Origin of the sequence: Kribbella sp. VKM Ac-2569 (assembly GCF_004216905.1) — a bacterium.
Classification (GTDB): domain Bacteria; phylum Actinomycetota; class Actinomycetes; order Propionibacteriales; family Kribbellaceae; genus Kribbella.
The window spans coordinates 196606-222242 of sequence record NZ_SGXJ01000005.1; the positions used below are offsets into that span (position 1 = coordinate 196606).

At 67.8% G+C, this 25637-nt stretch carries 21 protein-coding genes; 15 read left to right on the plus strand and 6 right to left on the minus strand.

Annotated elements, in window-relative coordinates; genetic code table 11:
* Positions 1 to 2: 2 nt before the first annotated feature.
* From EV649_RS31880 to EV649_RS31925, 10 genes are all read left to right on the plus strand, one after another.
* Entirely contained in the window at positions 3 to 797 is a 795-nt protein-coding gene (locus EV649_RS31880) for a ribonuclease activity regulator RraA (RefSeq protein WP_130387367.1), read from the plus strand.
* A gap of 28 nt (positions 798 to 825) precedes the next feature.
* On the plus strand, positions 826 to 2685 hold the full coding sequence (locus tag EV649_RS31885; RefSeq protein ID WP_130387368.1) for a right-handed parallel beta-helix repeat-containing protein: 1860 nt from the start codon (positions 826 to 828) through the stop codon (positions 2683 to 2685).
* Between the two features lie 5 nt (positions 2686 to 2690).
* The gene (locus EV649_RS31890; RefSeq protein ID WP_130387369.1) at positions 2691 to 4523 is read left to right on the plus strand and encodes a right-handed parallel beta-helix repeat-containing protein; all 1833 of its coding nucleotides are present in this window, start codon (positions 2691 to 2693) and stop codon (positions 4521 to 4523) included.
* Between the two features lie 16 nt (positions 4524 to 4539).
* Positions 4540 to 5286 carry an SDR family oxidoreductase gene (locus EV649_RS31895; RefSeq protein ID WP_130387370.1) on the plus strand — a complete coding sequence of 249 codons (747 nt, stop codon included), beginning with the start codon at positions 4540 to 4542 and terminating at the stop codon, positions 5284 to 5286.
* Positions 5283 to 6470, plus strand: a complete 1188-nt coding sequence (locus EV649_RS31900; protein WP_130387371.1) for a CoA transferase — start codon at positions 5283 to 5285, stop codon at positions 6468 to 6470. The genes EV649_RS31895 and EV649_RS31900 overlap by 4 nt, the downstream gene beginning before the upstream one ends.
* On the plus strand, positions 6467 to 7243 hold the full coding sequence (locus EV649_RS31905) for an enoyl-CoA hydratase/isomerase family protein (RefSeq protein WP_130387372.1): 777 nt from the start codon (positions 6467 to 6469) through the stop codon (positions 7241 to 7243). The genes EV649_RS31900 and EV649_RS31905 overlap by 4 nt, the downstream gene beginning before the upstream one ends.
* Before the next feature lie 4 nt (positions 7244 to 7247).
* Positions 7248 to 8198, plus strand: coding sequence for an MBL fold metallo-hydrolase (locus tag EV649_RS31910; RefSeq protein WP_157996358.1), 951 nt, complete (start codon positions 7248 to 7250; stop codon positions 8196 to 8198).
* Positions 8199 to 8468: 270 nt separating this feature from the next.
* Positions 8469 to 9332 (plus strand): ABC transporter permease subunit, encoded by an 864-nt coding sequence (locus EV649_RS31915; RefSeq protein WP_130387374.1) that lies wholly within the window; start codon positions 8469 to 8471, stop codon positions 9330 to 9332.
* Positions 9329 to 10237 carry a carbohydrate ABC transporter permease gene (locus EV649_RS31920; protein WP_130387375.1) on the plus strand — a complete coding sequence of 303 codons (909 nt, stop codon included), beginning with the start codon at positions 9329 to 9331 and terminating at the stop codon, positions 10235 to 10237. The genes EV649_RS31915 and EV649_RS31920 overlap by 4 nt, the downstream gene beginning before the upstream one ends.
* Complete coding sequence (locus EV649_RS31925) at positions 10234 to 11853, plus strand: extracellular solute-binding protein (protein WP_130387376.1); 1620 nt, start codon at positions 10234 to 10236, stop codon at positions 11851 to 11853. Before EV649_RS31920 ends, EV649_RS31925 begins: the two co-directional genes overlap by 4 nt.
* 59 nt (positions 11854 to 11912) lie before the next feature.
* Here EV649_RS31925 and EV649_RS31930 read toward each other — a convergent pair whose 3' ends face one another.
* Positions 11913 to 13136 (minus strand): SGNH/GDSL hydrolase family protein, encoded by a 1224-nt coding sequence (locus EV649_RS31930; protein ID WP_130387768.1) that lies wholly within the window; start codon positions 13134 to 13136, stop codon positions 11913 to 11915.
* A 137-nt stretch (positions 13137 to 13273) separates the two neighbouring features.
* On the opposite strand from EV649_RS31930, the gene EV649_RS31935 reads away from it, so the two are divergent.
* Entirely contained in the window at positions 13274 to 15775 is a 2502-nt protein-coding gene (locus tag EV649_RS31935) for a DEAD/DEAH box helicase (RefSeq protein ID WP_130387377.1), read from the plus strand.
* Here the strand turns inward: EV649_RS31935 and fabV are convergent.
* Positions 15762 to 16934 (minus strand): enoyl-[acyl-carrier-protein] reductase FabV, encoded by a 1173-nt coding sequence (gene fabV / locus EV649_RS31940; RefSeq protein WP_130387378.1) that lies wholly within the window; start codon positions 16932 to 16934, stop codon positions 15762 to 15764. The genes EV649_RS31935 and fabV overlap by 14 nt on opposite strands.
* Positions 16935 to 16946: 12 nt before the next feature.
* The gene (gene murA, locus EV649_RS31945; RefSeq protein ID WP_130387379.1) at positions 16947 to 18233 is read right to left on the minus strand and encodes a UDP-N-acetylglucosamine 1-carboxyvinyltransferase; all 1287 of its coding nucleotides are present in this window, start codon (positions 18231 to 18233) and stop codon (positions 16947 to 16949) included.
* A 49-nt stretch (positions 18234 to 18282) separates the two neighbouring features.
* Here murA and EV649_RS31950 point away from each other — a divergent pair, with 49 nt between their 5' ends.
* Positions 18283 to 18864 (plus strand): cob(I)yrinic acid a,c-diamide adenosyltransferase, encoded by a 582-nt coding sequence (locus EV649_RS31950; protein WP_130387380.1) that lies wholly within the window; start codon positions 18283 to 18285, stop codon positions 18862 to 18864.
* Here EV649_RS31950 and sppA read toward each other — a convergent pair whose 3' ends face one another.
* From sppA to EV649_RS31965, 3 genes are read right to left on the minus strand one after another with little or no spacing between them, the layout of a single operon-like run.
* Positions 18865 to 20517 carry a signal peptide peptidase SppA gene (sppA, locus tag EV649_RS31955; protein WP_130387381.1) on the minus strand — a complete coding sequence of 551 codons (1653 nt, stop codon included), beginning with the start codon at positions 20515 to 20517 and terminating at the stop codon, positions 18865 to 18867. It abuts the gene before it with no gap.
* A gap of 32 nt (positions 20518 to 20549) precedes the next feature.
* Entirely contained in the window at positions 20550 to 21905 is a 1356-nt protein-coding gene (locus EV649_RS41310) for a CU044_5270 family protein (RefSeq protein WP_198682809.1), read from the minus strand.
* Positions 21906 to 21947: 42 nt separating this feature from the next.
* A complete protein-coding gene (locus EV649_RS31965) occupies positions 21948 to 22280 on the minus strand; it encodes a hypothetical protein (protein WP_130387769.1) in 333 nt (110 codons plus the stop codon).
* Between the two features lie 128 nt (positions 22281 to 22408).
* On the opposite strand from EV649_RS31965, the gene EV649_RS31970 reads away from it, so the two are divergent.
* From EV649_RS31970 to EV649_RS31980, 3 genes are all read left to right on the plus strand, one after another.
* Positions 22409 to 22732: an STAS domain-containing protein gene (locus EV649_RS31970; RefSeq protein ID WP_130387382.1), complete on the plus strand. Its 324-nt coding sequence runs from the start codon at positions 22409 to 22411 to the stop codon at positions 22730 to 22732.
* Between the two features lie 75 nt (positions 22733 to 22807).
* Positions 22808 to 24787, plus strand: a complete 1980-nt coding sequence (locus EV649_RS31975; RefSeq protein ID WP_130387383.1) for a protein meaA — start codon at positions 22808 to 22810, stop codon at positions 24785 to 24787.
* Between the two features lie 19 nt (positions 24788 to 24806).
* Positions 24807 to 25625, plus strand: coding sequence for an aldo/keto reductase (locus EV649_RS31980; protein ID WP_130387384.1), 819 nt, complete (start codon positions 24807 to 24809; stop codon positions 25623 to 25625).
* Positions 25626 to 25637 lie beyond the last annotated feature (12 nt).

The window sequence follows — 25637 nt, forward strand, 5'->3', positions numbered from 1 at the left end:
ATATGAGCAGCACGGAACAAGCTCCGGTGAAGCCGGTCTGGGACCTTCCGGTGCGCGGCGACACCCCGCCGGCGCCGGATCCGGACCTGGTGTCGCGGCTGTCCGAGATCGGGTCGGCCACCGCCTGCGCCCGGTTGCACAACCAGGGCATCCGCCGGACCTTCGTCGACGGTCCGACCAGCATGTTCCCCGGCAAGAAGGTGGTCGGCCGCGCGCTGACCCTGCAGTTCATGCCACAGCGTGAGGACATCGCCGACGGGCAGACCCAGGAGTACATCGAGCGCAGTACGGCGCTGTGGGCCGTGCTCGACGAGATCCAGCCCGGCGACGTCCTGGTGGTCCAGGCGTACGGCAGCCACACCACCGGCTGCTTCGGCGACATGCTGGTCCGCTACTTCAAGCTCCGCGGCGGCGCCGGCATCGTCGTCGACGGCCGGATCCGCGACGTACCGCGGGTGTCGGAGCTCGACGTCCCGATCTGGTCCACCGGAGCCACCCCGCACTACGCGTCCCAGTCCGAACTGTTCCCGTGGGCGTACAACGTCCCGGTGGCGGTCGGCGGCGTCCTCACGCTGCCGGGGGACCTGGTGCTCGCCGACGACGACGGTGCCGTCGTCGTACCCCGTCAGCGTGCGGAGTCCGTCATCCAGGCGGCCGCCGAGCACGACGAGTGGGAGAAGTTCAGCCGGCGCCGTATCGACGAAGGCGCCCCGTTGCGTGACTACTACCCCCTGACCGAGAAGACCCGTCTCGAGTACGAGCGCTGGCGCAGCCGGAACGGCAACGCCGGCGACTGATCCCTCCGAGAGAGGACCCCCGCCCAACATGTCCAGAAGAACCAGGCGTACGACGCTCAGCGTCGGCGCCGGGGTGGTCGCGGCTGCCCTGGTGACCGTCGCGGCCCTCCAATTCAACGCCCAACCCGCCGGTGCGGTCGACTGCAGCAACTTCTGGGTCGCCCCCGATGGCAACGACTCCGCGAAGGGCACCGAGAAGGAGCCCTGGAAGACCGTCACCCGGGCCCGCGACGAGATCCGGAACAACGATCTCAACGACCGGATGAACTGCGACATCACCGTCAACCTGAAGGCCGGCAACTACCCGGTCGCGTCCACGATCGACCTGAACGAGCAGGACTCCGGCAAGAACGGCCACCGGGTCGTGTACCGCAGCGTCGACGGCCCCGGTAAGGCGCAGCTCCAGGGCGCCGAGGAGCTCACCGGCTGGACGCCGACCGCGAACGGCATCTACAAGACCAAGTTCGACGCGTCCAAGCCGTTCTACACGCTCTTCGAGGACGGCAAGCGCGCGACGAACGCCCGCTACCCGAACCGGGGCACCGACGACACCTGGTCGCCGTACATGACGTCGATCCTCTACGAAGAGGACAAGATGGATGTGCGCAACTGGCTGTGGGGCACTCCGGGGGACTGGGACCCGACGTGGGACATGAGCCAGGCGTCGGTGACGATCTGGTCCGGTGGCTCCTGGTCGTGGTTCACCGACACCATTCCGCTGCTGGACACCAACTTCAAGAAGACCCAGACGACGCTGAAGTACTGGACCCGGTACGCGATGGTCAACAGCCGTGGGGGCTCCCGCTACTTCTTCCAGAACTCGCTGAGCTTCCTGGATCAGGCGGGGGAGTACTACGTCGACAACAAGGCCGGTGAGGTCTACTACAAGCCACGCGCCGGCACCATGGACGGCGTCAAGGTACTGCGGCCGACCGTGAAGACCGTGCTGAACCTAGCCGGCAAGTCACCGCAGGACCGGCTGCGCGACGTCACGTTCGACGGGATCGGTGTGCAGTACTCCGACTTCGTCAGCTGGTACCGCAACGGCTGGGTGGCCGGCGGTGACGCGGGTCTCGAGCACAAGTACCCGGAGTACGACCGGCAGATCGAGATGCCGCGGAACCGGTTCGGCGCGATCACGCTGACCAACACGAGCAACATCGACCTGAGCCGGCTGCACCTGTCCGACACCGGGTTCACCGGCATCTACCTGCTCTTCGCCAACGATCACACCAGGATCACCGACAGCCTGCTGGAGAACATCGGTGCCGACGGCATCAAGGTCGAGGGCGGCTGGCCCGGTGAAGGCGACCTGAGCAACCACCACACGATCTCCAACGTGTTCATCGACCACATCGGCGAGCTGGTCCCAGGTGACTCGTCCGGCGTCGAGCTGATGGACACCGGCAACAACACGATCCAGAACGTCGAGGTGAAGCACAGCGCCCGCTACGGCATCAGCCTGGAGTCGCGGCCGGAGGTGAAGGACGGCGACCAGTACGCGAGCGGCAACACGTTCAAGTACATCAAGCTGGAGGAGATGGGCCTGGACAGCGGCGACATGGGCGCGTTCTACACGTACGGCGTCGACAACCAGGATCCGCACCCGGTGCAGAACACCGTCGACCAGCTGGTGATCGGGGACGTCATCCCGGACCCGTCGATGCCTGACGCCGGCGGTACCCGTGGCGTGCACATGGACGCCGGCGGCTGCGGGTTCGCGTTCAGCAACGTGCAGGTCGGGAAGGTGACCGACCAGAAGTACCAGTCGTACCAGTGCAACGAGGTGACGAACGCCGACTGGGTCGAGGGCTTCGACGCGTCGAAGATGGAGTACGACAAGATCGGCGTACTCCCCACCTTCCCGTACGACGTCGCGGGCCGGTGAACCGGATGAAGCTGCTGGGTGGAGTGGTCATCGGTGTTGCCCTGGCGGTCATAGGCGCCGGTACGGCGCTGGGTGCGGGGCCGGAGAAGGACGCCGCAGCCTGTGAGGGCTTCTGGGTGTCGCCCGACGGCGACGACTCTGCTGCGGGGACGGAGCGGAAGCCCTGGAAGACCGTCGAACACGCCAGGGACGCTCTGCGGATCAGGGCGCACGCCGGTTGCACCACGGTGGTGAACCTGAAGGCCGGGACGTACCAGGTGGACAAGACGATCACGTTCGACGACCGGGACTCCGGTGTCACGTACCGGAGCGCGGACGGGCCGGGCAAGGCCGTCTTCGAGGCAGGGCGGGAGGTGACCGGTTGGACGCCGTACAAGGACGGCATCTTCAAGGCGCCGGTCGACGTCAGCCAGCCGTTCTACAGCCTGTACGCCGACGGCAAGCGTGCTACGACGGCCCGCTACCCGAACCGGGAGTCCGACGACAAGTGGGCGCCGTACCTGCGGTCGATCCTGTTCGACCCGACCAAGGAAGCGGTGCGCGACCAGATCGGGTTCAACGCCGGCGACATCGACCCGTCCTGGGACCTTCGGCTCGGTACGTCGTGGCCCGCGCAGGTGACGGTGTGGTCGGGCGGTTCGTGGTCGTGGTTCACCGACACGATCCCGATGCTCGACATCAACTTCACGAAGAAGCGGACCACGCTGGTGTACCCGGCGCGGTACGGCTTCATCAACTCCGGCGGCGGTTCGCGGTACTACGTGCAGAACTCGCTGAGCTTGCTCGACCAGGCCGGTGAGTACTACCTGGACTACCCGGCGAAGACGCTCTACTACAAGCCGGCCGGCGGCACGATGGACGGTGTCAACGTCTACCGGCCGACGCAGACGCAGGTGTTCTCGATCGAGGGCGCGTCCCCGAACCGGCGGGTGGAGAACCTGACCCTCGACGGCCTGACCATCCAGCACACCGACTTCATGGACTGGTACCGGTACGGCTGGAACGGGACGGGCGACTCGGGCCACAAGCACAAGTACCCGAAGTACGACACCCAGATCGAGCTGCCGCGGAACCGGTGGGGTGCGATCACGCTCACCAACACCCGCGGGGTGAAGCTGACCAGGCTGCACATCCAGCAGACCGGGTTCACCGCGATCGAGTTGCTGTTCGCGAACGAGAAGACCACGGTCTCGGACAGTCTGCTCGAGCATCTCGGCAACGACGGCATCAAGATCGAGGGCGGCTGGCCCGGCGAAGGTGACGTTGCCCATGGCAACACGTTCACCAACAACTACATCCATCACATCGGCGAGCTGGTGCCCGGCGACTCGGCCGGCGTCGAGATCATGAACAGCGGCGGCAACGAGGTCAGCCACACCGTCGTCGAGCACGGCGCCCGGTACGGCATCAGCATCGAGTCGCGGCCGGAGATCCCGAACGCGGACAACTACACCGGCGGCAACACGGTCAAGTTCGTCCGGCTGTCGCACCTGGCGCAGGACAGCGGCGACACCGGTCCGTTGTACGCGTACGGCGTCCGCAACGAGCCGCCGTACACGCCGGACGCCTCTGTGTCGCAGCTGATCATCGATGACGCGAACGCCGATCCGTCGATGCCGGACGCGAAGCCGTACGGCGTGCACATGGACTTCGGCGGCTGCGGGTTCGCGTTCGCGGACATCAAGGTGACGAACACCGAGAGCGACCCGTACCACGGACCGTCGGCCGGACCGTGCGACACGTTCGCGAACGTGAGCTGGGAGGCCGGGTTCGACGACTCCAAGATGCAGTACGACCAGATCGGCGTACTGCCGTCCTTCCCCTACGAGAAGCCCTGAGGGTTCTGAGAGTTCTATGGATATCGAGAGGTTCAAGGGCAAGGTCGCGCTGATCACCGGAGGTGCCTCCGGGATCGGCGCGGCCACCGCCCGCCGGATCGCGGACGAGGGCGGCGCCGTGGTGATCTGTGACCGCGACGGCGCCGCCGCAGTCGACTTGGCCGCGCAACTAGGCGGCCAGGGGTACGAACTGGACGTGACCGACCTGGATCGGACGCTGGCGGTAGTAGAGGCGGTCGGCGACGTGCACGTCCTGGTCAGCGCGGCGGGCGTGGACGTCTGCGACACCGTGCCGAACACGACGCCCGACGAATGGCGGACGATCCTCGACGTCGACCTGACCGGTGTCTACAACTCGTGCCGGGCCGTCCTGCCGCGCTTCGTCGCGCAGGGCGGCGGTGCGATCGTCACGATCTCGTCGGCGATCGGGACGGTCGGGGAGCGGAACAGGTCGGCGTACTGCGCGGCGAAGGCCGGCGTGGAGAACCTGACCCGCGCGATGGCCCTCGACCACGGACCGGCCGGCGTCCGCGCCAACTGCGTGGCGCCCGGGCTGATCGACACGCCGCTGATCCGCAACGGCAAGGTCAGCGGCGCGGACGATCCGGGCGCGATGCAGGCGATGGTCGACCGGCATCACGCGCTCGGCCGGATCGGTCAGCCGGCCGAAGTGGCGTCGGCGATCGCGTTCCTGGCGAGCGACGACGCCTCGTTCATCACCGGCGCGATCCTGCCGGTCGACGCGGGCTGGACGGCACAATGAACATCCTGGGCGGTTACCGAGTACTCGACGTGTCGGTGGCGATGGCCGGGCCGCTGGCGGCGATGCGGCTCGGCGACCTCGGCGCGGACGTGGTCAAGGTCGAGCCGGTCACCGGTGAATGGCAACGCCACACGGCCGCCGGTGGCGCGACCGGCAATCAGGTCAACGCGTCCTTCCTGTCGCTGAACCGCAACAAGCGCAGTCTGGCCGTCGACCTCAAGTCCGACGCGGGCCGCGAGCTCCTGTACGAGCTGGTGCGCACAGCGGACGTGTTCCTGCAGAACTACCGGCCTGGTGTAGCTGCACGCCTCGGCGTCGACTACGACACCCTGCGCGCACTGAAGCCCTCGCTGGTCTACGTGTCGATTTCTGGTTACGGCGAGAGCGGTCCGTACGTCGAGTGGCCCGGACAGGACCTGCTGGTGCAGGCGATGAGCGGTGCCCTGTTCAGCGCCGGCCGACCGGACGAGCCACCCGTCGCCGCGCCGTACTTCCTAGCTGATGCGGTCACGGCGTACAGCGCGTTCGAAGGTGTGCTGGCCGCTCTGCTGCATCGGGAGCGGACTGGTGAGGGACAGCTCGTCCAGGTGAACATGCTGGACGCGGTGATCGCCCTACAGATGCAGGAGCTGTCGGTGCACACCGTTGGCGGCGTACCGCAGACGCGGTCGCAGGAGGTGCATGCGCACAGCTACATCCGTGCGCCGTACGGAATCTTCACCACTGCGGACGGGTACATCTCACTGGCGTTCGCGAACCTGCCTGTGCTGGCCGAGGTGCTGGACGCGCCACAGCTGGCCGGACTGGACGCGGAGCGGGACGGGTTCGCACGCCGCGACGAGATTGCCGCTGCGGTGTCTGCTGCGCTACGACGAGAGACGACCGAGCACTGGATGCTCAAGCTGCGTGAGCGCGGCGTGTGGTGCGGTCCGGTGCTCTCGTACGACGACGTGCGCACGGACCCGCAGGTGCTGCACAACGAGTCGTTCGTGACGTACGAGCACCCGACCGAGGGCACTGTGACGACACCTGGGTTCCCGTACCGCTTCAGCCGCACGCCTCCCGACGTACATCGTCCTGCTCCGCTGGTTGGCGAGCACACCGATGAGCTGCTCGCCGAGCTCGGTGTCTCACCGGCGAAACGACAGGCGCTGCTGGACCAAGGCGCGGTGGTAGCCCCGTGACGGCGGACGGGCAGATCCGCTTCGAGCAGGACGGGTACGTCGGCGTACTCACCCTGGACCGTCCCGCGAAGCTGAACGCGGCCACCCGGTCGATGAGCGCCGAGCTGCTCGAGCTCATCCCGCGCATCGACGAGGACCCGTCGATCCGTGCGGTCGTGGTGACCGGAGCGGGCGAGCGTGCCTTCTCGGTCGGCAGCGACATCGGCGAGCTCGACCGGTACGACGGCCCGTGGCACTTCCGGAACCGGCGGGACTACTGCGACGCGCTGCGCTCGTTGCGGACGCCGGTGATCGCGGCGGTCAACGGGTACGCGTACGGCGGCGGACTGGAGCTCGCGCTGTCGTGTGACATCCGGCTGGCCTCGGGGACCGCGAGCTTCGCGGCGGCGGAGATCAAGCTCGGGTGGATCGGCGGCGGGGGAGTGACGGCGCTCCTCGCGGCGTCGGTGCCGGCGAGCGATGCGGCGATGATGCTGCTCACCGGCGATCCCATCGATGCCGTCGAGGCGCTCCGCATCGGGCTGATCAGCGAGATCGTGGATCCTGAGGACCTGTTGCCGACCGCAACCGAGTTGGCGCACCGGATCGCCGCCCGCCCACCGGTCGCGGCGGCTGCGGCGAAGGCGAACCTGCGCGCGGCCTGGTCCATGGGACTGGAGGCCGCCATTCAGTACGAGCGCGAGCTGCAGGCCGTTGCCCTCGGCACGCAGGACGCCGCCGAAGGACGAGCAGCCTTCGCGGAACGACGTACCGGAACCTTCGAAGGACGGTGAGGTTGTGGCTGAAGAGATCGCTCCGGGTATCCACCGGCTGGCGACCGACTACCCGCACGTGTGTGGACTGCCGCTCTGGCTGCACGTGATCGACGCCGGCTCCGAGCTGGTGCTGCTCGACGCGGGCATCGCGTCCACGCCCGAGTCGTCGACCGCACCGGAGCTCGCCGACGTCGGGCTGGGGCTGTCCGATCTCACCCTGGTCGTCAACAGCCACGCCCATCCCGATCACATGGGCGGCAACGCCGTACTGCGGAAGCACAGCGGGGCACGGTTCGCGGCGCCCGCGTTGGAGGCCGGGTGGCTGGAGGACAACGAGCGGCTGCTGACCGAACTGTGGGGCTCGGATCCGGACGCGCTGGACCTGTCGGAGACCGAGCGGACCGAGCTGCTGGAGATGCTCGACGAGCGAGTTCGCATCGACGTCCTGCTGCGCGACGGGGACCGTCTGCCCGGTGAGCGGCCGTTGCAGGTGATCACGACCAGCGGCCACAGTCCCGGGCACATCGCCGTACTCGACGAGACCTCGCGGACCCTGTTCACCTTCGACGACGTGCAGGGCCGCGGGCGCCCGTACCTCGACAGCGAGCTCTGGCTGGCGCCGCTCTACACCGACGTCACCCGGTACACGAGCGGTCTGACCCGGCTCCTCGAGCTGGACTTCGACGCGCTCGTCCCGTCGCACGGCGACGCGATGGACGCCACCGCCGGCCGGAAACTGATCGAGGAGAGTCTCGAGTGGGTCGCCGGCGTCGACGAGCTCACCATCGGCCTGCTACGTAGCAAGGGTTCGCTGACTGTCCGTGACCTGGCCGATGCCATCGGCACCGAGTTGGGAGCGTACGGCGGCATCAACCTGCAGACCGTCCGGATGGCCCGGGCGCACCTCGAACACCTGGCCCGCCGCGGCGGCGCCGAGACCCGCTGGCACCCTCCCGCTGACCGGTTTCAGTAAAGACACTCCGACCAAAGCTGCGTGACTCCCCAAGACGCGACACAGTCGAACAAAGGAGAACGGGAAAGCGCTCTCCACCTGTGGGGGGCTACGACCTGGGAGTGTCGCGTGGCTCAAACAGAACGAATCCCCAGCCGACAGACCACGGCCGGAAAACCGACGGGCTCCGGACCGCCGGGCACCGTTACGGACAGTAGATCCTCGGGGCGCTCGGCGGGTAAGCCGCTGTCCTGGTGGGCGCGCGCCCGGCGGGACAAGATCCTGCTGCTGATGGCCCTGCCCGGGCTGGCGCTGCTGCTGGTGTTCCACTACCTGCCGCTGCTCGGGAACCTGATCGCGTTCCAGGAGTACCTGCCGTTCGTGCCGCTCGGCCGCAGCGCGTGGGTCGGGTGGGACAACTTCGCGGTGATCTTCAACGGCGACGCGGAGTTCCTGAACGCACTCAAGAACACGCTGCTGATCACGCTGGTCCAGGTGATCTTCGTGTTCCCGGCGCCGATCGCGCTGGCGCTGCTGCTGAACAGCCTGCTGTCCGAGCGGATCAAGCGGGTCGTGCAGTCGGTGCTCTACCTGCCGCACTTCCTGTCCTGGGTGATCGTGATCGCGATCTTCCAGCAGATCCTCGGCGGCAGCGGCCTGATCAACAACTTCCTCCGCGAGCACGGGATGGGCACGATCGACTTCCTCGGCAACCCGGACGGCTTCATAGCGCTCCTCACCAGTCAGGTGATCTGGAAGGACACCGGGTGGGGGACGATCCTGTTCCTGGCCGCGCTGACGCAGATCGACCCGGGGTTGTACGAGGCCGCGCGCGTCGACGGCGCGTCCCGCTGGCGGCAGTTGTGGCACGTCACGGTGCCCGGGATCCGCGGACTGATCATCCTGCTGCTGATCCTGCGGCTCGGCGACTCGCTGACCGTCGGGTTCGAGCAGATCATCCTGCAGCAGAACCTGGTCGGGAGACCGGCGAGCGAAGTCCTCGACACATACGTCTACAACAACGGCGTACTGGCCGGCCAATGGGGCGTTTCGGCCGCGGTCGGACTCGTGAAGGGCCTGGTCGGCGTCGCCCTGGTGCTCGGCGCCAACAAGATCGCCCACATCTTCGGAGAAGCGGGGGTGTACAAGAGATGACAACACCCAATCTCACGGTGCAGAAGGGGATCGACGACGGTCCCGGGATGCCGACGCGGGCGGTGAAGGGCGTCGTACTGCTGGTCTGCTGTGCGGTCGTCATCATCCCGTTCATCGGCGTGGTCGCGACCAGCATCGCCAGTCAGCAGCATGTGACGAACTCTGGTGGGTTCGTCCTCTGGCCGGACGGGCTCAACCTGGACGCGTACAAGGCGATCTTCAACGGCGGCGTGGTGCAGCGGGCGCTGCTGATCAGCGTCGTGATCGCCACCTTCGGCACGCTGATCAGCCTGGCCGGCTCCACGATGCTCGCGTACTCGCTCAGCCGACCGGGTTCCTTCGGGCAGCGACCGATCCTGATGATCGTGCTGTTCAGCCTGTTGTTCAGCCCGGGCCTGATCCCGAACTACCTGGTGGTGAAGGAGTTCGGGCTGCTCGACTCGTTGCTGGCGCTGATCCTGCCGACGGCGATCAGCGGGTTCAACGTGATTGTGCTGCGCTCGTTCTTCATGGGCATCCCGGACTCGGTGCTCGACTCGGCCCGGATCGACGGCGCCGGCGACTTCCGGATCTTCTGGTCGATCGTGCTGCCGCTGTCGAAGGCGGTGCTGGCGGTCGTCGGGTTGTTCTACGCGGTCGGGTACTGGAACGCGTTCTTCAACGCGATGCTCTACATCAACGACACCGCGAAATGGCCGCTGCAGCTGGTCTTAAGGACGTACGTCATCAACAACACCGAGCTGAGCAGCGGTGATCTCGGCGGCGCGTCGGCCGACCAGTTGCCGCCGCAGGAATCGATCCAGATGGCGATCCTGGTGGTATCGCTGGTGCCGATCCTGATCGTGTACCCGTTCCTGCAACGGCACTTCGCCAAGGGCATGCTGACCGGGGCGGTGAAGGGATGACCGGGATCAGCAGAAGAACGCTCCTCGGTGGATCGCTGGCCGCCGCGGCCGTCGGCCTGAGTGGCTGCTCCACCGTGACCAGGTCGACGGATATCGCGGCGTTGAACAAGCCGGTCGCGCTCCCGACGTACAAACGCTTCGACGGCCCGAAACCGGACCTGCCACGCAGCCATCCGCTGATGCCGGACTGCTTCTACCGCTTCCCGGAGCACCCGGCAAAGGTCACCGACGGCGCACCGGCCGATGGCAGCGACCTGTCCGGTTCGGTGCCGACGTCGAACCCGATTCCGCCGACCGCCGATCGCAACCTGTACTGGCAGGAGCTGAACCGGAGAATCGGTTCGCCGCTGTCGCTGACGATCACCTCGGCCACCGGCTCCGATTTCACCAACAAGTTCGCGACGTCGGTGGCCGGAGACACGCTGGGTGATCTGTTCAACGTCGACGGCAAGTTCTCCTATCTGCCCCAGTTCCTCGAGGCCCGGGCCCAGGACCTGACCGAGTACCTGTCCGGCGACGCGATCCTGGAGTACCCGTTCCTGGCCAACCTGTCACCCGACTCCTGGCGCGGTTGCGTGTTCTCCGGCGGCATCCGGGCAGTCCCGATCCAGCGCGGCGTCATGTCGTCCACCTTGCTGCTGGCGCGGCAGGACCTCCTCGACCAGTTCGGCGTCGAGCTCGGCTCACCTACCATCGACGAGCTGAACGCGGTGGCCAAGGCGGTCACGGACCAGAAGAAGAACCGCTGGGCGTTCGCGGTCCCACCTCAGGCGGCGGTGAGCGCGATGCTGGGGTTGCCGAACTTCTGGGAGGTTCGCGACGGCCGCCTGGTGCACAGCCGGGAGCTCCCGGAGCACAAGGAGATGCTCGCGATCACCGCGAAGATGCAGGCCGACGGGCTGATCCATCCCGACGGCGTGGCGAAGAACAACCAGAAGGTGTGGTTCAGTCAGGGGTCGGCGGTGATGACGCAGGACACCTATTCGTCCATCCAGAGCTTCTACCGCCGCGCGGTGACGAAGAACTTCGCCATCTCGCTGCCGGTCGTCCGGGACAGCGCCGGGAAGGTCGGCCGGTTCCTGCTGGGTTCGCCGAACAACTCGATCTCGGCGATCAGGCCCAGCTCGCCGGAGCGGACCAAGATGCTGTTGCGGGTGCTGAACTGGATGGCCGCGCCGTTCGGCACCGAGGAGTACCTGTTCCGCAAGTTCGGCCTGCCCGGGCGGCACTACACCCTGAAGGGCACCGACCCGGTCCTGACCAAGGACGGCAGCAGTGAGGTCTGCCTCGGGGAGTTCCCGATCCAGTACCTCGCCGACGGTGGATATCCGGTCTACTTCCCGGGTCATCCCGAGGCGGTCGATGTCGCGTACAACCACCTCAAGGCGATCCTGCCGACCGCGATCCTGCAGCCGACGTACGGGCTCTACTCCTCGACCGACTCGACGAAGGGAAAGGTCGCCGACAAGGACTTCGACTCGCTGGTCAAGGAGATCCAGCTCGGCCGCTCCGATCTGTCGGACTGGGACAAGGCGGTGGCCAACTGGCGTAAGTCGACCGGCGACGCGATCCGTCACGAGTACGAAGAAGCAATGGCCGCCCAGGGCCGGAAGTAGCCGGAGGCAACAACCGCCGTACGCACCGCCCGCGAAGCGATGCGTACGGCGGTTGCCTGTCAGCCGCAGCGGAGGGAGTCGAGGTTCGGCGCGTCGCCCATCGCCTGGTTGCCGGCGTCGTTCGGGTGCAGGCCGTCGCCGCCGTCGTACGCCGCTGCAAGCCGGGACGGGTCTGCCGGGTCGCGGGTTGCCGCGTCGAAGTCGGCCACGCCGTCGAACTCACCGCTCGTGCGGATGAACGTGTTCACCGCCTGCCGGATCGCCTCCTTCTCCGGTGTGTACACGAACGAGCTGCCCATCGGCGTCAACGTCCCGCCGACGATGCAGCGTCCGGACGCGTGCACCCGTGCGATCAACTGCCGGTACCCGGCGACCAACTGCTCGGTGGTCGCCCCGGCGTAGATGTCGTTGATCCCCTCCAGCACCAGCACCGTCCGTACGCCGGGCTTCGTCAGCACGTCCTTGTCCAGCCGGGCCAGCGCGCTCGCCCCGGCACTGCCCGCCTTCGCGACCCCGCCGAGCACCCGGTTCCCCGAGATGCCCTCGTTCGAGATCGCCAGCCGCGCCGGCTCCGGCAGTCGCGCGTACCTGGCCGCGAGGATGTCCGGCCACCGCCGATTGGTGTCGATCGTCGTACCGACCGACGACGTGATCGAGTCGCCGAGCGTCGCGACCGTCGCCACGTCCCGCGTCGCCTCGACGATCGCGGCGTTCAGGAAGAACCACGCCGAGGATTCCGTCTGGTACGCCGTACTCGACTCGTCGGCCGCGTGATCGCCGGATGTCGACTTGTAGCTGTGCTGCATCGCCCGGTTGTGCGCGGTGATCACGCCCGTCGTCCCGACCACATGCAGGCTGACCGTCAGGCTCGTCAGCGCCGGCACCACACCGGGCAGCGGGTCGCTGATCGCCATCGCACCGGGCGGGATCGTCACCGTCGTACTGCCACTGAACGTCAACCGCCGGCTCGACCCCGGCACCACACTCGCGCCGCTGTCCTGCCGCCCGACGTACACCGAGTCCGACACCAACGGCTGATCTCCGTTCGCGTTGGAGATCCGGATCCGCAGGTCCTTCCCGCCCACCGACGTCCGCAGCACGTTCCGCACCGTCATGTCACTCAACGACCCACCGGCGATATCGTCCGCCGCACCCCACGTCGTAACCAGCCCACCTCCACCTCCGGTCGTCGCCGCATCGTCCGGTGCGGCCGCCACCAGACCCGCCGCACCCACCGCCGTCACCAGCAAACTCGCGCCCATCCGGCGCCACGAAAGGTTCATGCCCATCAAGTCACCCCCGAATAGACATGCTTGCAATCGTTTGCACAGATTTCATCGCCGAACGGTCCGCACCGCGAGCCGAACGGTAGATATCCCGGGCGGCGGGTGGATTGGCTGGTCAGGGACAATGGGTAATGATGACGCTGACCGAGATGTTGCCGGGGACTACTGGGCCTGATGACCTGTTCGATGCCTTTCAGGGGTGGGTGGGGGAGCAGGAGATCTCGCTGTACCCGGCTCAGGAAGAGGCGTTGATCGAGGTGATGACGGGATCGAACGTGATCCTGTCGACGCCGACCGGCTCGGGGAAGAGTCTGGTGGCGACCGGCGCGCACTTCGCGGCGCTGGCGAACGGGCAGCGGACGTTCTACACGGCGCCGATCAAGGCGCTGGTGTCGGAGAAGTTCTTCGCGCTGTGTGACGTGTTCGGCGCGGAGAAGGTCGGCATGCTGACCGGCGACGCCTCCGTCAACGCGGGCGCGCCGATCATCTGCTGTACGGCGGAGGTCCTGGCGAACATCGCCCTGCGCGAAGGGGCGGACGCGGACGTCGGCCAGGTGGTGATGGACGAGTTCCACTTCTACTCCGAGCCGGATCGCGGCTGGGCGTGGCAGGTGCCGCTGCTCGAGCTCCCGAAGGCGCAGTTCGTGCTGATGTCCGCGACCCTCGGTGACGTCGAGCGGTTCAAGATCGACCTGTCCCGCCGTACCGGCCGTGCGACAGCGATCGTCGCGTCCGGCGAGCGCCCGGTCCCGCTCATCTACAAGTACGTCACCACGCCGCTGCACGAGACGCTCGCCGAGCTCCTGGTGACGCACCAGGCCCCGGTGTACGTCGTGCACTTCACGCAGGCCGCTGCCCTGGAACGCGCCCAGGCGCTGACCAGCATCAACGTCTGCACGAAGGAAGAGAAGGACAAGATCAAGGAGCTGATCGGGCACTTCCGCTTCAGCCCGGGCTTCGGCAGGACGCTGCAGCGGCTGATCATGCATGGGATCGGGGTCCACCACGCCGGCATGCTGCCGAAGTACCGGCGGCTGGTCGAGCAGCTGGCGCAGGCGGGGTTGCTGAAGGTCATCTGCGGCACCGACACCCTCGGTGTCGGCATCAATGTGCCGATCCGCACCGTCCTGCTGACCGCTCTGAGCAAGTACGACGGACGTCGGCAGCGGATCCTCAAGGCACGCGAGTTCCACCAGATCGCCGGCCGCGCCGGCCGGGCCGGGTACGACACGTCCGGAACCGTCGTCGTCCAGGCGCCGGACCACGTCGTGGAGAACGTCCGGTTGCTCGCGAAGGCCGGCGACGACCCGAAGAAGCAGCGCCGGGTCCAGCGCAAGAAGCCGCCGGAGGGGTTCGTCACCTGGGGTGAGGACACCTTCGACCGGCTCGTCGCCGCCGACCCCGAGCCGCTGCAGTCGCGGATGCGGGTCAGTCACGCGATGCTGCTGAACGTGATCGCCCGCGACGGCGACGCGTTCGCGAGCATGCGGCACCTGCTGCAGGACAACCACGAGGACTCCCGGGCACAGATCCGGCTGATCCGCCGCGCGATCCAGATCTACCGGACGCTGCTCACCGCCGGTGTCGTCGAGCGCCTCGACGAGCCGGACGAGAACGGCCGGTCGCTGCGGCTGACCGTGGACCTGCAGAAGGACTTCAGCCTGAACCAGCCGCTGTCCACCTTCGCGCTGGCCGCGCTGGACCTGCTCGACCCCGAGGACCCGGTGTACGCGCTGGACGTGGTGTCGGTGGTCGAGGCGACGCTGGAGGATCCGCGCGCGATCCTGATGGCGCAGCTGCACCACGCCAAGGGTGAGGCCGTGCAAGGGATGAAGGCCGACGGCATCGAGTACGAGGAGCGGATGGAGCTGCTCGACGAGATCAGCTGGCCGAAACCGCTCGAAGAGTTGCTCGAGGCAACCTTGGAGATGTACCGGCAGACGCACCCGTGGGTCGCCGAGGCCGGGCTGTCGCCGAAGTCCGTCGTACGGGACATGTTCGAGCGGGCGATGACGTTCGGCGAGTTCATCCAGTACTACGGCCTCGCGCGCTCGGAGGGCATCGTCCTTCGCTACCTGAGCGACGCGTACAAGGCGCTGCGGCAGACAGTCCCGCCGGACAAGGTGAACGAGGATCTCACCGACCTGATCGAGTGGCTCGGTGAGGTGGTCCGCCAGACCGACTCCAGCCTGCTCGACGAGTGGGAGGAGCTGACCAACCCCACCGACGTCCCGCAGGCCGAGGTGGTCCCAGCGGGTCCGCGCCGGATCACCTTGAACACCAGGGCTTTCCGCGTCCTCGTCCGCAACGCCATGTTCCGCCGCGTCGAGCTACTCGCCCTGCACCGCTGGGCCGAACTCGGGCAGCTAGACAACGCAGCCGGCTGGGACGCGGGCCGCTGGGCCGAGGCCGGTACGGCGTACTACGCCGAGCACGACGTCGTAGGCACCGGCCCCGCCGCCCGCGGCCCCGCCCTCTTCATGGTCGAGGAGCACCCCGGCTACTGGGAAGTCCAGCAAATCATCGACGACCCCGAAGGCAACCACGACTGGCGCATCACCGCCAGCGTCGACCTCAACGCCTCCGACGAGGCCGGCGAACTAGTTCTTGAAATGGTGTCTTTCAAGCCTTTGTAGGCCACTCCACGTCGACTTCGGTCTCAGCGGCGTAGTCCACGTCCGGTACGTCGAAGCCGTACAGGCGGCGTACCTCGGTCAGGAACCACGCGGCGTCGGCGACGTCGGCGATGTTGTCCTGGGTCGCCGACTCCCACTGTGTGCGGACGGCGGACTGTACGTCGTCGTTGAGTTCCCAGCGGTCGAGCCGGATGCGGCCCTCGTCGTCCAGGTCGAGCGGGGACTCGCCGGTGAGCTGGTCCCACAGCGCGATCGACTGCTCGACCGGCGTCTGCAGGCCGGTCACCTTGTGGAGGAGGCTGACGTACAGGCCGATGCCCGGGATCGCGGACGACGCCTGCGTGACGGCGGCGCCGTTGACCGACGTCATCGCGGTCACCCCGTCCGCGGCAAGCTTCAGCGCGGTCTGCTCCAGGTCCGCCTTGGCCGCGCCGATCGAGCCCTGGCGGTAGAGCGGACCGGTCAGCTCGGAGCCGATGTAGGTGAGGGCGACGGTGTTGAAGCCGGGCTTGAGCAGGTCGCGGTCCTGGAGCGCGGTGATCCACCGGGTCCAGTCCTCGCCGCCCATCACCTTCACGGTCTGCGCGATCTCGTCGTCGTTCGCGACCTCGATGCCGACCTCCTGAAGCACCGGCGCACCGTCGTCGAACGCGAGGCTCTTCGTTGTGTGCTCGGCACCGATGGCCTTCAGCACCGACTGGTACGTCTCGCCGGTGCGCGGGTCCGTGCGGCGCGGTGCGGCGACGCTGTAGACGAGGTGGTCGATCCCGCCGAGCTGCTCGGCGACCAGGTCGAGTACTTCGTCCTTGGTGGTGTCCGCGAAGGCGTCCGCGTTCACGAAGCTCCACGAGCGGCCGAGTTCGGCGGCGAGCGCGGCGGTCTCCGCGGTGCGGTACCACCCGGCGGTCGCCGTACGTCGTGCCGTCGGAGCCTTCTCGAAGCAGATGCCGATGCCGTCGATCCCGTACCGCGCGAGGCCGGCGATCGTGGTCGCGAGCCCGTAGCCCGAACTCGACCCGATCACAAGCGCCGTACGGCGCTCCGGCGTACGACGCTCGACCTCCGCCGCCATCTCCCGCACCACCCGCGCACACCCCGCAGGATGCGAATCGAGAAACAGGAATCCCCGCCCAACCGGCTTCACCACACGCTCAGTCATACGGAGACCCTATTAGCTCCAGTACATCTCCGCATCGTCCGGCTCGACCACGACGTCCGCGCCGAGGCGGCGGAGGTTGCCGGCGAAGTCGGTGTAGCCGCGGTGTACGTGGTGGGCGGCGGACACGAGCGTCTCGCCCTCGGCGGCGAGACCGGCCAGCACCAGCGCCGCGCCCGCGCGGATGTCGGAGGCGACCACCGGAGCGCCGGAGAGCCGCGGTACGCCGCGAACCACGGCGTGATGCCCGTCGGTCTGGATCTGCGCACCCAGCCGGGTCAGCTCCTGCGCGAACGTGAACCGGCCCTCGAACAGGTTCTCGGTGACCATCGCCGCGCCGTCGCTGATCGCGTTCAGCGCGATCACGAACGCCTGCAGGTCGGTGGCGAACCCGGGGTAGGGGAGCGTGACCACGTCCACCGGCTTCGGCCGGTCGTGCATCCGGACCCGGAAGCCGGGGTTCAGCACGGTGATCTCCGCGCCGGCCTTGTGCAGCTTGTCGAGCGGCAGCTCGAGGTGTTCCGCGTGCCCGTTGGTAATCGTGATGTCACCCTTGGTGATGGCGGCCGCGAACGCCCAGCTGCCGGACACGATCCGGTCCGGGACGACAACGTGGTCGACCGGCTTGAGCAGGCCGCTCACGCCGGTGACCTCGATCCGCGGCGAGCCGGCACCGTCGATCTGCGCGCCCATCTCGACCAGCATCGCCGCGATGTCCTGGATCTCCGGCTCGCGGGCGGCGTTCTCGATGATCGTCGTGCCGCGCGCGAGCACGGCCGCCATCATGATCGTCTCGGTCGCGCCGACGCTCGGGAAGTCCAGCCAGACCTCGGCGCCGTGCAGCCCCTGCGGGGCCTCGGCGATCACGAAGCCGTGCTCGATGTGCACCTTCGCGCCCATCGACTCCAGGCCCGCGACGTGCATGTTCAGGCCGCGGGAACCGATGTTGTCGCCGCCCGGCAGCGCGACCTCCGCCTGACCGCAGCGGGCCAGCAGCGGACCGAGCACCGAGATCGACGCGCGCAGCTTGCGGACCAGGTCGTAGTCGCACTGGTGCCCGATCGTGCCCGGTACGGCGATCGTCGCGAGCCGCTGCTCCGCGTCGACGGTCACCTCGCACCCGAGGGTGTCCAGGAGTTGCGCCATGAACGTGACGTCGAGAATGCCCGGCACCTGCCGCAGCGTCGTCGTACCCTCTGCCAGCAGCGCTGCCGCCATCAGCTTGAGCACACTGTTCTTCGCTCCGGCCACCTCGACAGTGCCGTCGAGCCGTGCCTCACCCGCGATCCGAAACCGTTCCACCGGTCGACTGTAGCGTTTGACCGCCCGAGGCTTTGCGTAGAGTCCTGGCATGGCTGTGAACTTGACGCGGATCTACACCCGCACCGGAGACGCGGGCGAGACCCGCCTCGGCGACAACTCCGTCACCTCGAAGACGGATCCGCGGCTGGCGGCGTACGGCGAGGTGGACGAGGCGAACTCCGCGATCGGCGTGGCCATCGCGGCCGGGCACCTGAACACTGCGCTCGTGGTCCTGCTGACCCACGTCCAGAACGACCTGTTCGACGTCGGCGCGGACCTGTGCAACCCGATCGCGCCCGATCCGGAGTATCCGACCCTGCGCATCACCCAGGACTACATCGACCGGCTCGAGGGCTGGTGCGACGACTACAACAGTCGTTTGACCAAGCTCCGCTCGTTCATCTTGCCCGGTGGCACCGAGGGCGCGGCGTACCTGAACGTCGCCCGCGCGGTCGTCCGCCGCTCCGAGCGGGCCGGCTGGGCCGCCGTCGAGGCGCACGGCCCGTCGGTCAACCTGCTTGCGATCACGTACCTGAACCGGCTGTCCGACCTGCTCTTCATCCTCGGCCGCGTCGCGAACCTGTCCTCCGGCGGCGACGTCCTCTGGGTCCCGGGCGGCGAGCGCGGTTAGTTAGTTGATCTCCCAGCTGAAGGGCATCCGGAGTACGCCGGCCGGCGGCAAACCCAGCGCACTGTAGAGACCGGTGGTCAGGCCGTCGAGCGTCAACGGCGCCGCACTGACAGCCAGATCATCGGTCGTCGTAGGCGCCTTCAGCTGACTGAGCAGGTTGCGGTGCGGTACGGCGGTCACGGCGATCTCGTCGCGGTCCAGACCGGCCCGGTTGCAGGCGAGCGTCAGCGCGTGCTGGAAGCCGCCCAGCTCGTCGACCAGTTTGTGGCTGTGCGCGTCGGCACCGGTCCAGACCCGTCCGCGGGCGAGCGACTCCAGCTGCTCCTCGGGCAGGCCGCGATCCTGTGCGGCCTTGGCGACGAAGTCCTTGTAGATGCGGTCGAGTGTCTCCTCCAACCGCGCCCACTGCTCGTCGGTGAACTCCTCCTGCGCCGAGTACATCTGTGCGTTCGCGCCCTCGGACACGGCCTCGCGGGAGATGCCGATCCGCCCCAGCGCATCACGTACGACGCCCTTGCCGGTGAGGACTCCGATCGACCCGGTGATCGTGCCGGGCTGCGCGACGATCACGTCGGCCGGCATCGCGACGAAGTATCCACCGGATGCGGCCACACCGCCCATTGACGCAATCACGGGTCGTCCCGTTGAGCGCAGCCGCAGTACCTCGTTGCGGATCGCGTCCGAGGCGACGTACGAACCACCTGGGCTGTCGACTCGCAGCACTACTGCCTTGACGCGTTCGTTGTCCGACACAGCCCGCAGTGCGGCTCCGACCGTGTCGGAGCCAGAGCCAGGACCACCCATCGGGCTGTTGGAGTTGCGGCCGACCGAGATGCCACCTGTCACGCGGACAACTGCCACCAGCGGCTTCTGCGGCCACGGGAGGTTCTTGCGTACCTCGTCGAGCGTCCGCGGACCACGCCGGATGTACCGCTCGGCCAGCAGCCTGTCGTCGTACTGGAGCTCCTTCTCGAGCTCGTCGTACACGTCCGACCGGTAGCCGAGGCGATCGACCAATCCGGCGTCCAGGCCGTCCTGTGCGGGCAGTGGCGCACTGTCGACGAGCTCTCGGACCCGTGCACTGTCCAGACGCCGCCGCACGGCGATGCCCTCGACGATCTGCTCGTACGCCGACTCCGCGAGCCGCGACGCCATCTCGCGAGCGGGCGCGGTCATCTCCCGCTCGGTGAACGTGTCCGCAGCGGTCTTGTACTCACGCCGCTTGCCGAACTGGGGGATCACACCGGCCTTGTCGAGCGCGCCGCGGACGAAGACCGCCTGCACGGACACACCGGTGATGGCCAGGTCGCCGGACGGCTGCAGCCAGATCTCGTCGAACGCCGTCGCCAGGTAGTACGGCACGGTGCCCTGTCCGGTCTCGCCGAACGACTCGGTCCACGCGACGGCCGCCTTGCCCGACGTACGGAAGTCCGCCACCGCCTCACGCAGCTCCTGCACCTGGGCGAGTGACAGCCGGTTGCCGCCGATGTGGGCCACTACGCCGACCACACCGTCGTCACGGGCCCCCTTCCGCAGCGCGCCCACCAGCTCGCGCAGTGTCGGCAGGTGGCGCGCACGGAACGCCGCCACAGGCGAAGCGGGCGGCGTCTCGAGTACGCCGCGGGTCAGGTCCAGCTCGAGCAGAGTCCCCATACCCCGACCCTAGACCCACACCAAAGTGCCGGTTAGCGGACGGCAGTAGAGGGCGGTGTCGGCTTGTCGTCGGTCCAGCCGGACTCCAGCACGACCGTCGAGCCCGTCTTGAGTCCGCGGACCGTGGAGCTGAGCAGGCGGCCGCTGGCGGGGTCGATGATGTAGGTCACCGCGGTTCCAAAGCTCGTGGTGCCGGGCCTGATGTGGCTCGTGGTGGTGCTGACCTCGGTACCGGTGCGGCCGATGGGGTCCTTGGCACCGGTGCGGATCTGAGTGCCTGGTAGCGCAGCCAGTACCCGCAGTGCGGCGCCGCGGAGCTTCGGTGGCGACGGCATCTCGAACAGGAGTCGTCCGGCTGCTGAGAAGACAGCGAAGTCCTGGTCGGCTGAGCTCAGTCCTGGCGTCAGGAGGGCCCTGCGGAGCGCTGCTGGATCGGTCGGCAGGGCAGCGATCTGCTTCGCGCTCAGCGGCTTGTCACCGGTCAGGTAGTACCCGGGCGGGACGTCGCGGAACGACATCTTGTTCACCACAGGTACTGAACCCCTGTCGTTCAGATCCACCCAGCCGAACCAGGACGCGACGCCCGGCTTCATCGGCATCCAGCTCTCGGTAATCGATCGGCGCGCGTACTTCCCCGTCGTGAGCTGCAGGCTCCGCACACGGAAGTACTTGCCCGACACCTTCTCGTCCTTCTCCTGCCGTACGGCGAGCGCTATCAACACCTCGGCCGCAGCCGTCAACCGCGGCGCAGTAGTAGTCGCAGGCCCAACCGGCACCGCACCCTCCTGCCCGTCCCGGCCCAGCACCAGCGCCCCTGCCCGAACCGCCCGGCGGGCACGCGACAGCCGTGAGCACACTGTCCCGTACGCGATCCCGAGCGCGTCTGCCACCTCGTCGTACGTCAACTGTCCTAGCGCCACCAGCAAGAGGACTTCCCGGTCCTTCGCGTTCAGGTTCGCCAACGCGGCCGCAAGCTCACGAGAGGCGCCTTGTGCCGTCACCTGGGCGGCCACCCGGTCCTCGTGCGCTCCTGCAGGTACTGGCGCCGGCAGCTTCGCGGCGGCCCGCCACGCCCGTACCTCGTCACGCCGATGCCGCCGGATCAGGTTGGTCGCGATCCCGTACAACCACGCCCGTACAACCCCGCTTCGCCGGTCGAACCGGTCCCGCTGCCGGAACGCGATCAGGAACGTCTCCGCCGCCAGATCGTCGGCGACATCGGTCCCCAGCCGCCGGGCGACGTACCCGTGCACCTGACCGAAGTACCGGTCGAAGATCACCGCGAATCGCTCGGGCTCGCGTACCGACGCCTCCAGCACCCATCCGTCGTCCGTCTGTGCGGGTGCGACGTCGCGCCACGGAAACGCGAGCCCAGCTTCTGACGTCATGGTGGAGTGACGCCTGAGACCGCTCTCAGGAGGACAAGGTGCTCAAGGAGTTTCCAGCAGACCGCGGGCGGCGGCCTCGTCCTTCGGCCAGACATAGACCGTCCAGCCGTCGGTGGTGCGGGCCGCGGTGGCCTTGATGCCGAAGTCCCTCAGGCGGCTGACCAGGACGCGGGCGTCGTTGTAGTTCGGCACGGTGCGGATGTCGATGAGCAGGCCGAAGGCGTCCCGGTCGGCCGGGCGATGGTCGACCCGGCGTACGAGCGACCCGCCCTTCGCCTTCGAGAAGGCCCAGCGGCACAGCAGTACCATCAGACCGGCCAGGGCGATGGCCACCACCGGGAACAGGAAGTAATCCTCGGCGAACACGGACACCATTGTCTCGCGAAACAAAAGATCCTGAGCTCTTGGCAACCTTCCGTGTCTCCGGGGAGTCTTTACCATCACAGACGCTGCCACGCGGCCGATCAACTCGGGGGCCGCCGGAAGAGCGGGAGGGCACGGACATGCTCGCACCGACCCACAGCAAGCCTGACAACGTCGTACACCTGACCGGCATCCTGGACGTGCGCACTGTCGGCGACGTCCGTCAAACTCTCAACGACCTGATCGACGCCTCCGACGGCGACGTGATCGTCGACCTGGAAGAGGTCGACGCGGTCGATGCGACCGGCCTCGGCCTCCTGGTCGCCACCCACCGCCGCACCCAGACGCTCGGCCGGCAACTGGTCCTCTGGCACCCGATGCCGTCGGTCGTCCGCATCCTCGCGGTCACCCGCCTGCACCGCGTCCTCAATGTCGAGAGAACACCCCTGCCCATCAGTGCGTGAGTGTGATCCACGCCCCTGGTGACACCAGTCACGAGGTGGCGACTCACAAGGGCACAGAGTCCTACTCTCGGGTACATGGCGACCGACAAGGATCGACCCTGGGTGATGCGGACGTACGCGGGCCACTCGTCCGCGGCGGAGTCCAACACGCTGTTCCGGCGGAACCTCGCGAAGGGCCAGACCGGGCTGTCGGTCGCGTTCGACCTGCCGACCCAGACCGGGTACGACGCGGACCACCCGCTCGCGAAGGGTGAGGTCGGGAAGGTCGGCGTACCGGTCGCGCACCTGGGCGACGTACGGGCGTTGTTCGACCAGATCCCGCTCGCGCAGATGAACACGTCGATGACGATCAACGCGACCGCGATGTGGCTGCTCGCGCTCTACCAGGTGGCCGCGCAGGAGCAGGGTGCACTGCCGGACGAGCTGACCGGGACCACGCAGAACGACATCGTCAAGGAGTACCTGTCGCGCGGGACGTACGCGTTCCCGCCGGACGCGTCGCTGCGGCTGACGACCGACCTGATCGCGTACACGGTCGCCACCATGCCGAAGTGGAACCCGATCAACATCTGCAGCTACCACCTGCAGGAGGCCGGCGCGACGCCCGTGCAGGAGCTGGCGTTCGCACTGTCGACGGCGATCGCCGTACTCGACCGGGTGCGGGACGGCGGGCAGGTCGCGCCGGAGCGGTTCGGAGACGTGGTGCAGCGGATCTCGTTCTTCGTGAACGCCGGTGTGCGGTTCATCGAGGAGACGTGCAAGATGCGTGCGTTCGTCCGGCTCTGGGACGAGCTGACGCTGCAGCGGTACGGCGTGACGGACGCGAAGGCCCGGCGGCTGCGGTACGGCGTACAGGTGAACTCGCTCGGGTTGACCGAGGCGCAGCCGGAGAACAACGTGCAGCGGATCGTCCTCGAGATGCTCGGGGTCACGCTGTCGAAGAACGCGCGCGCACGGGCGGTCCAGTTGCCGGCGTGGAACGAGGCGCTCGGGTTGCCTCGACCGTGGGACCAGCAGTGGTCGCTGCGGATGCAGCAAGTGCTGGCGTACGAGTCCGACCTGCTCGAGTACGACGACATCTTCGACGGGTCGCACGTGATCGAGGCGAAGGTCGACGAACTGGTCGCCGGCGCGCAGGAGGAGATCGACCGCGTGCAGGCGATGGGCGGTGCGGTCGCCGCCGTCGAGAGCGGATACCTGAAGCAGGCGCTCGTCGGATCGCATGCCGAGCGGCGGCAGCGGATCGAGTCCGGCGAGCAGATCGTCGTCGGGGTGAACAAGTTCGAGAACACCGAGCCGTCGCCGCTGACCGCCGACCTCGACACCGCGATCCAGACCGTCGACCCGGCGGCCGAATCGGCTGCGCTGGAGTCACTGCAGAAGTGGCGCAGCCTTCGCGACGCGTCGGCGGTCGAGGCGGCGCTCGCGAAGCTGCGTGCCGCTGCGAAGACCACCGACAATCTGATGCCCGTGACGCTCGAGTGCGCTCGCGCCGGCGTGACGACCGGGGAATGGGCCGGCGTACTGCGGGAGATGTACGGCGAGTACCGCGCACCGACCGGTGTCGCCGGATCCGTCGGGGTATCTGGTGGTGGCGCCGAGATCGCCGCGGTCCGTGAGAAAGTCGCCGCCACGTCCTCCGAGCTGGGCGGGCGCCTCCGCTTCCTGGTCGGCAAGCCCGGCCTGGACGGCCACTCGAACGGCGCCGAACAGGTCGCGGTCCGCGCCCGCGACGTCGGCTTCGAGGTCATCTACCAAGGCATCCGCCTCACCCCCGAGCAGATCGTCGCCGCGGCCGTCGCCGAGGACGTCCACTGTGTCGGCCTCTCGATCCTGTCCGGATCCCACATGGAACTGGTCCCGCAGGTGGTCGAAGGCCTCCGCGAGGCCGGCCTGGAAGACGTTCCGGTCGTCGTCGGCGGCATCGTCCCCGAAGCCGACGCCAACTCGCTCCGCTCCGCCGGCGTGGCCGCCGTCTACACCCCCAAGGACTACGACCTCACCGGCATGATGTCCGACGTCGTCGACGTGATACGCCACGCCAACAAGTTGTAGGGCGTGGTAGAAGGAATGCATGACCGCTAATACTCGGCAGCTGTCCAATGGAACTGAGATCCCGGTGCTTGGGCTGGGGGTCTGGCAGGTGGATGACGGGGCGGAGTGCGAGCGCGCCGTCACCTGGGCGCTCGAGGCCGGCTACCGGCTGATCGACACCGCGCAGGCCTACCGGAACGAGGCCAGTGTCGGGAAGGCGATCCGGGAGAGCGGGGTGCCGCGCGAAGAGATCTTCCTGACGACGAAGTTCTACCCGGGCGGGAAGGACGCGCGGGTCGAGGCGGAGAAGAGCCTCGAGCGGCTCGGGACCGACTACCTCGACCTCTACCTGATCCACTGGCCGCAGGGCGGGCCGACCTGGGCCTGGCCGGCCATGGAAGCGGCCGTGGACGCTGGCCTCACCAAGGGCATCGGCATCTCCAACTTCAGTGCCGCCGAGCTGCAGGAACTGGGCAAGATCGCCCGCATTCAGCCGGCCGCGAACCAGATCCAGTTCAGCCCGTTCGAGTACCGCAAGGACCTCGTCGAGGCCTGCGAGGAGGCGGATGTCGTCGCGCAGGCGTACAGCCCGCTCGGCACCGGCCGCCACCTCGGCGACCCGGTGATCGCCCGGATCGCCGAAGCCACCGACCACACTCCCGCGCAGGTCCTGATCCGCTGGGCGATCCAGAAAGGCCTCTCGGTCATCCCGAAGTCCATCCACCAGGACCGCATCGTCGAGAACTTCAACGTCTTCGACTTCGAGCTGGACGACGCGGCGGTCGCCGACCTCGACGCGCTCGACACCACGAACCTGACCGCGGACGCCCTGTCCCAGAGCGGCAAGTGGTGGTCCTGATCACGGCACGCC

Coding starts and splice junctions, on each gene's coding strand:
- EV649_RS31975 (WP_130387383.1), top strand. CDS start 22,808: ATGGCGACCGACAAGGATCGACCCTGGGTGATGCGGACGTACGCGGGC.
- EV649_RS31965 (WP_130387769.1), bottom strand. CDS start 22,280: ATGGTGTCCGTGTTCGCCGAGGATTACTTCCTGTTCCCGGTGGTGGCC.
- EV649_RS31980 (WP_130387384.1), top strand. CDS start 24,807: ATGACCGCTAATACTCGGCAGCTGTCCAATGGAACTGAGATCCCGGTG.
- EV649_RS31880 (WP_130387367.1), top strand. CDS start 3: ATGAGCAGCACGGAACAAGCTCCGGTGAAGCCGGTCTGGGACCTTCCG.
- EV649_RS31915 (WP_130387374.1), top strand. CDS start 8,469: ATGGCCCTGCCCGGGCTGGCGCTGCTGCTGGTGTTCCACTACCTGCCG.
- EV649_RS31925 (WP_130387376.1), top strand. CDS start 10,234: ATGACCGGGATCAGCAGAAGAACGCTCCTCGGTGGATCGCTGGCCGCC.
- EV649_RS31890 (WP_130387369.1), top strand. CDS start 2,691: ATGAAGCTGCTGGGTGGAGTGGTCATCGGTGTTGCCCTGGCGGTCATA.
- EV649_RS31935 (WP_130387377.1), top strand. CDS start 13,274: ATGACGCTGACCGAGATGTTGCCGGGGACTACTGGGCCTGATGACCTG.
- EV649_RS31885 (WP_130387368.1), top strand. CDS start 826: ATGTCCAGAAGAACCAGGCGTACGACGCTCAGCGTCGGCGCCGGGGTG.
- sppA (WP_130387381.1), bottom strand. CDS start 20,517: ATGGGGACTCTGCTCGAGCTGGACCTGACCCGCGGCGTACTCGAGACG.
- EV649_RS31895 (WP_130387370.1), top strand. CDS start 4,540: ATGGATATCGAGAGGTTCAAGGGCAAGGTCGCGCTGATCACCGGAGGT.
- fabV (WP_130387378.1), bottom strand. CDS start 16,934: ATGACTGAGCGTGTGGTGAAGCCGGTTGGGCGGGGATTCCTGTTTCTC.
- EV649_RS31920 (WP_130387375.1), top strand. CDS start 9,329: ATGACAACACCCAATCTCACGGTGCAGAAGGGGATCGACGACGGTCCC.
- EV649_RS31970 (WP_130387382.1), top strand. CDS start 22,409: ATGCTCGCACCGACCCACAGCAAGCCTGACAACGTCGTACACCTGACC.
- EV649_RS41310 (WP_198682809.1), bottom strand. CDS start 21,905: ATGACGTCAGAAGCTGGGCTCGCGTTTCCGTGGCGCGACGTCGCACCC.
- EV649_RS31930 (WP_130387768.1), bottom strand. CDS start 13,136: ATGAACCTTTCGTGGCGCCGGATGGGCGCGAGTTTGCTGGTGACGGCG.
- EV649_RS31900 (WP_130387371.1), top strand. CDS start 5,283: ATGAACATCCTGGGCGGTTACCGAGTACTCGACGTGTCGGTGGCGATG.
- EV649_RS31950 (WP_130387380.1), top strand. CDS start 18,283: ATGGCTGTGAACTTGACGCGGATCTACACCCGCACCGGAGACGCGGGC.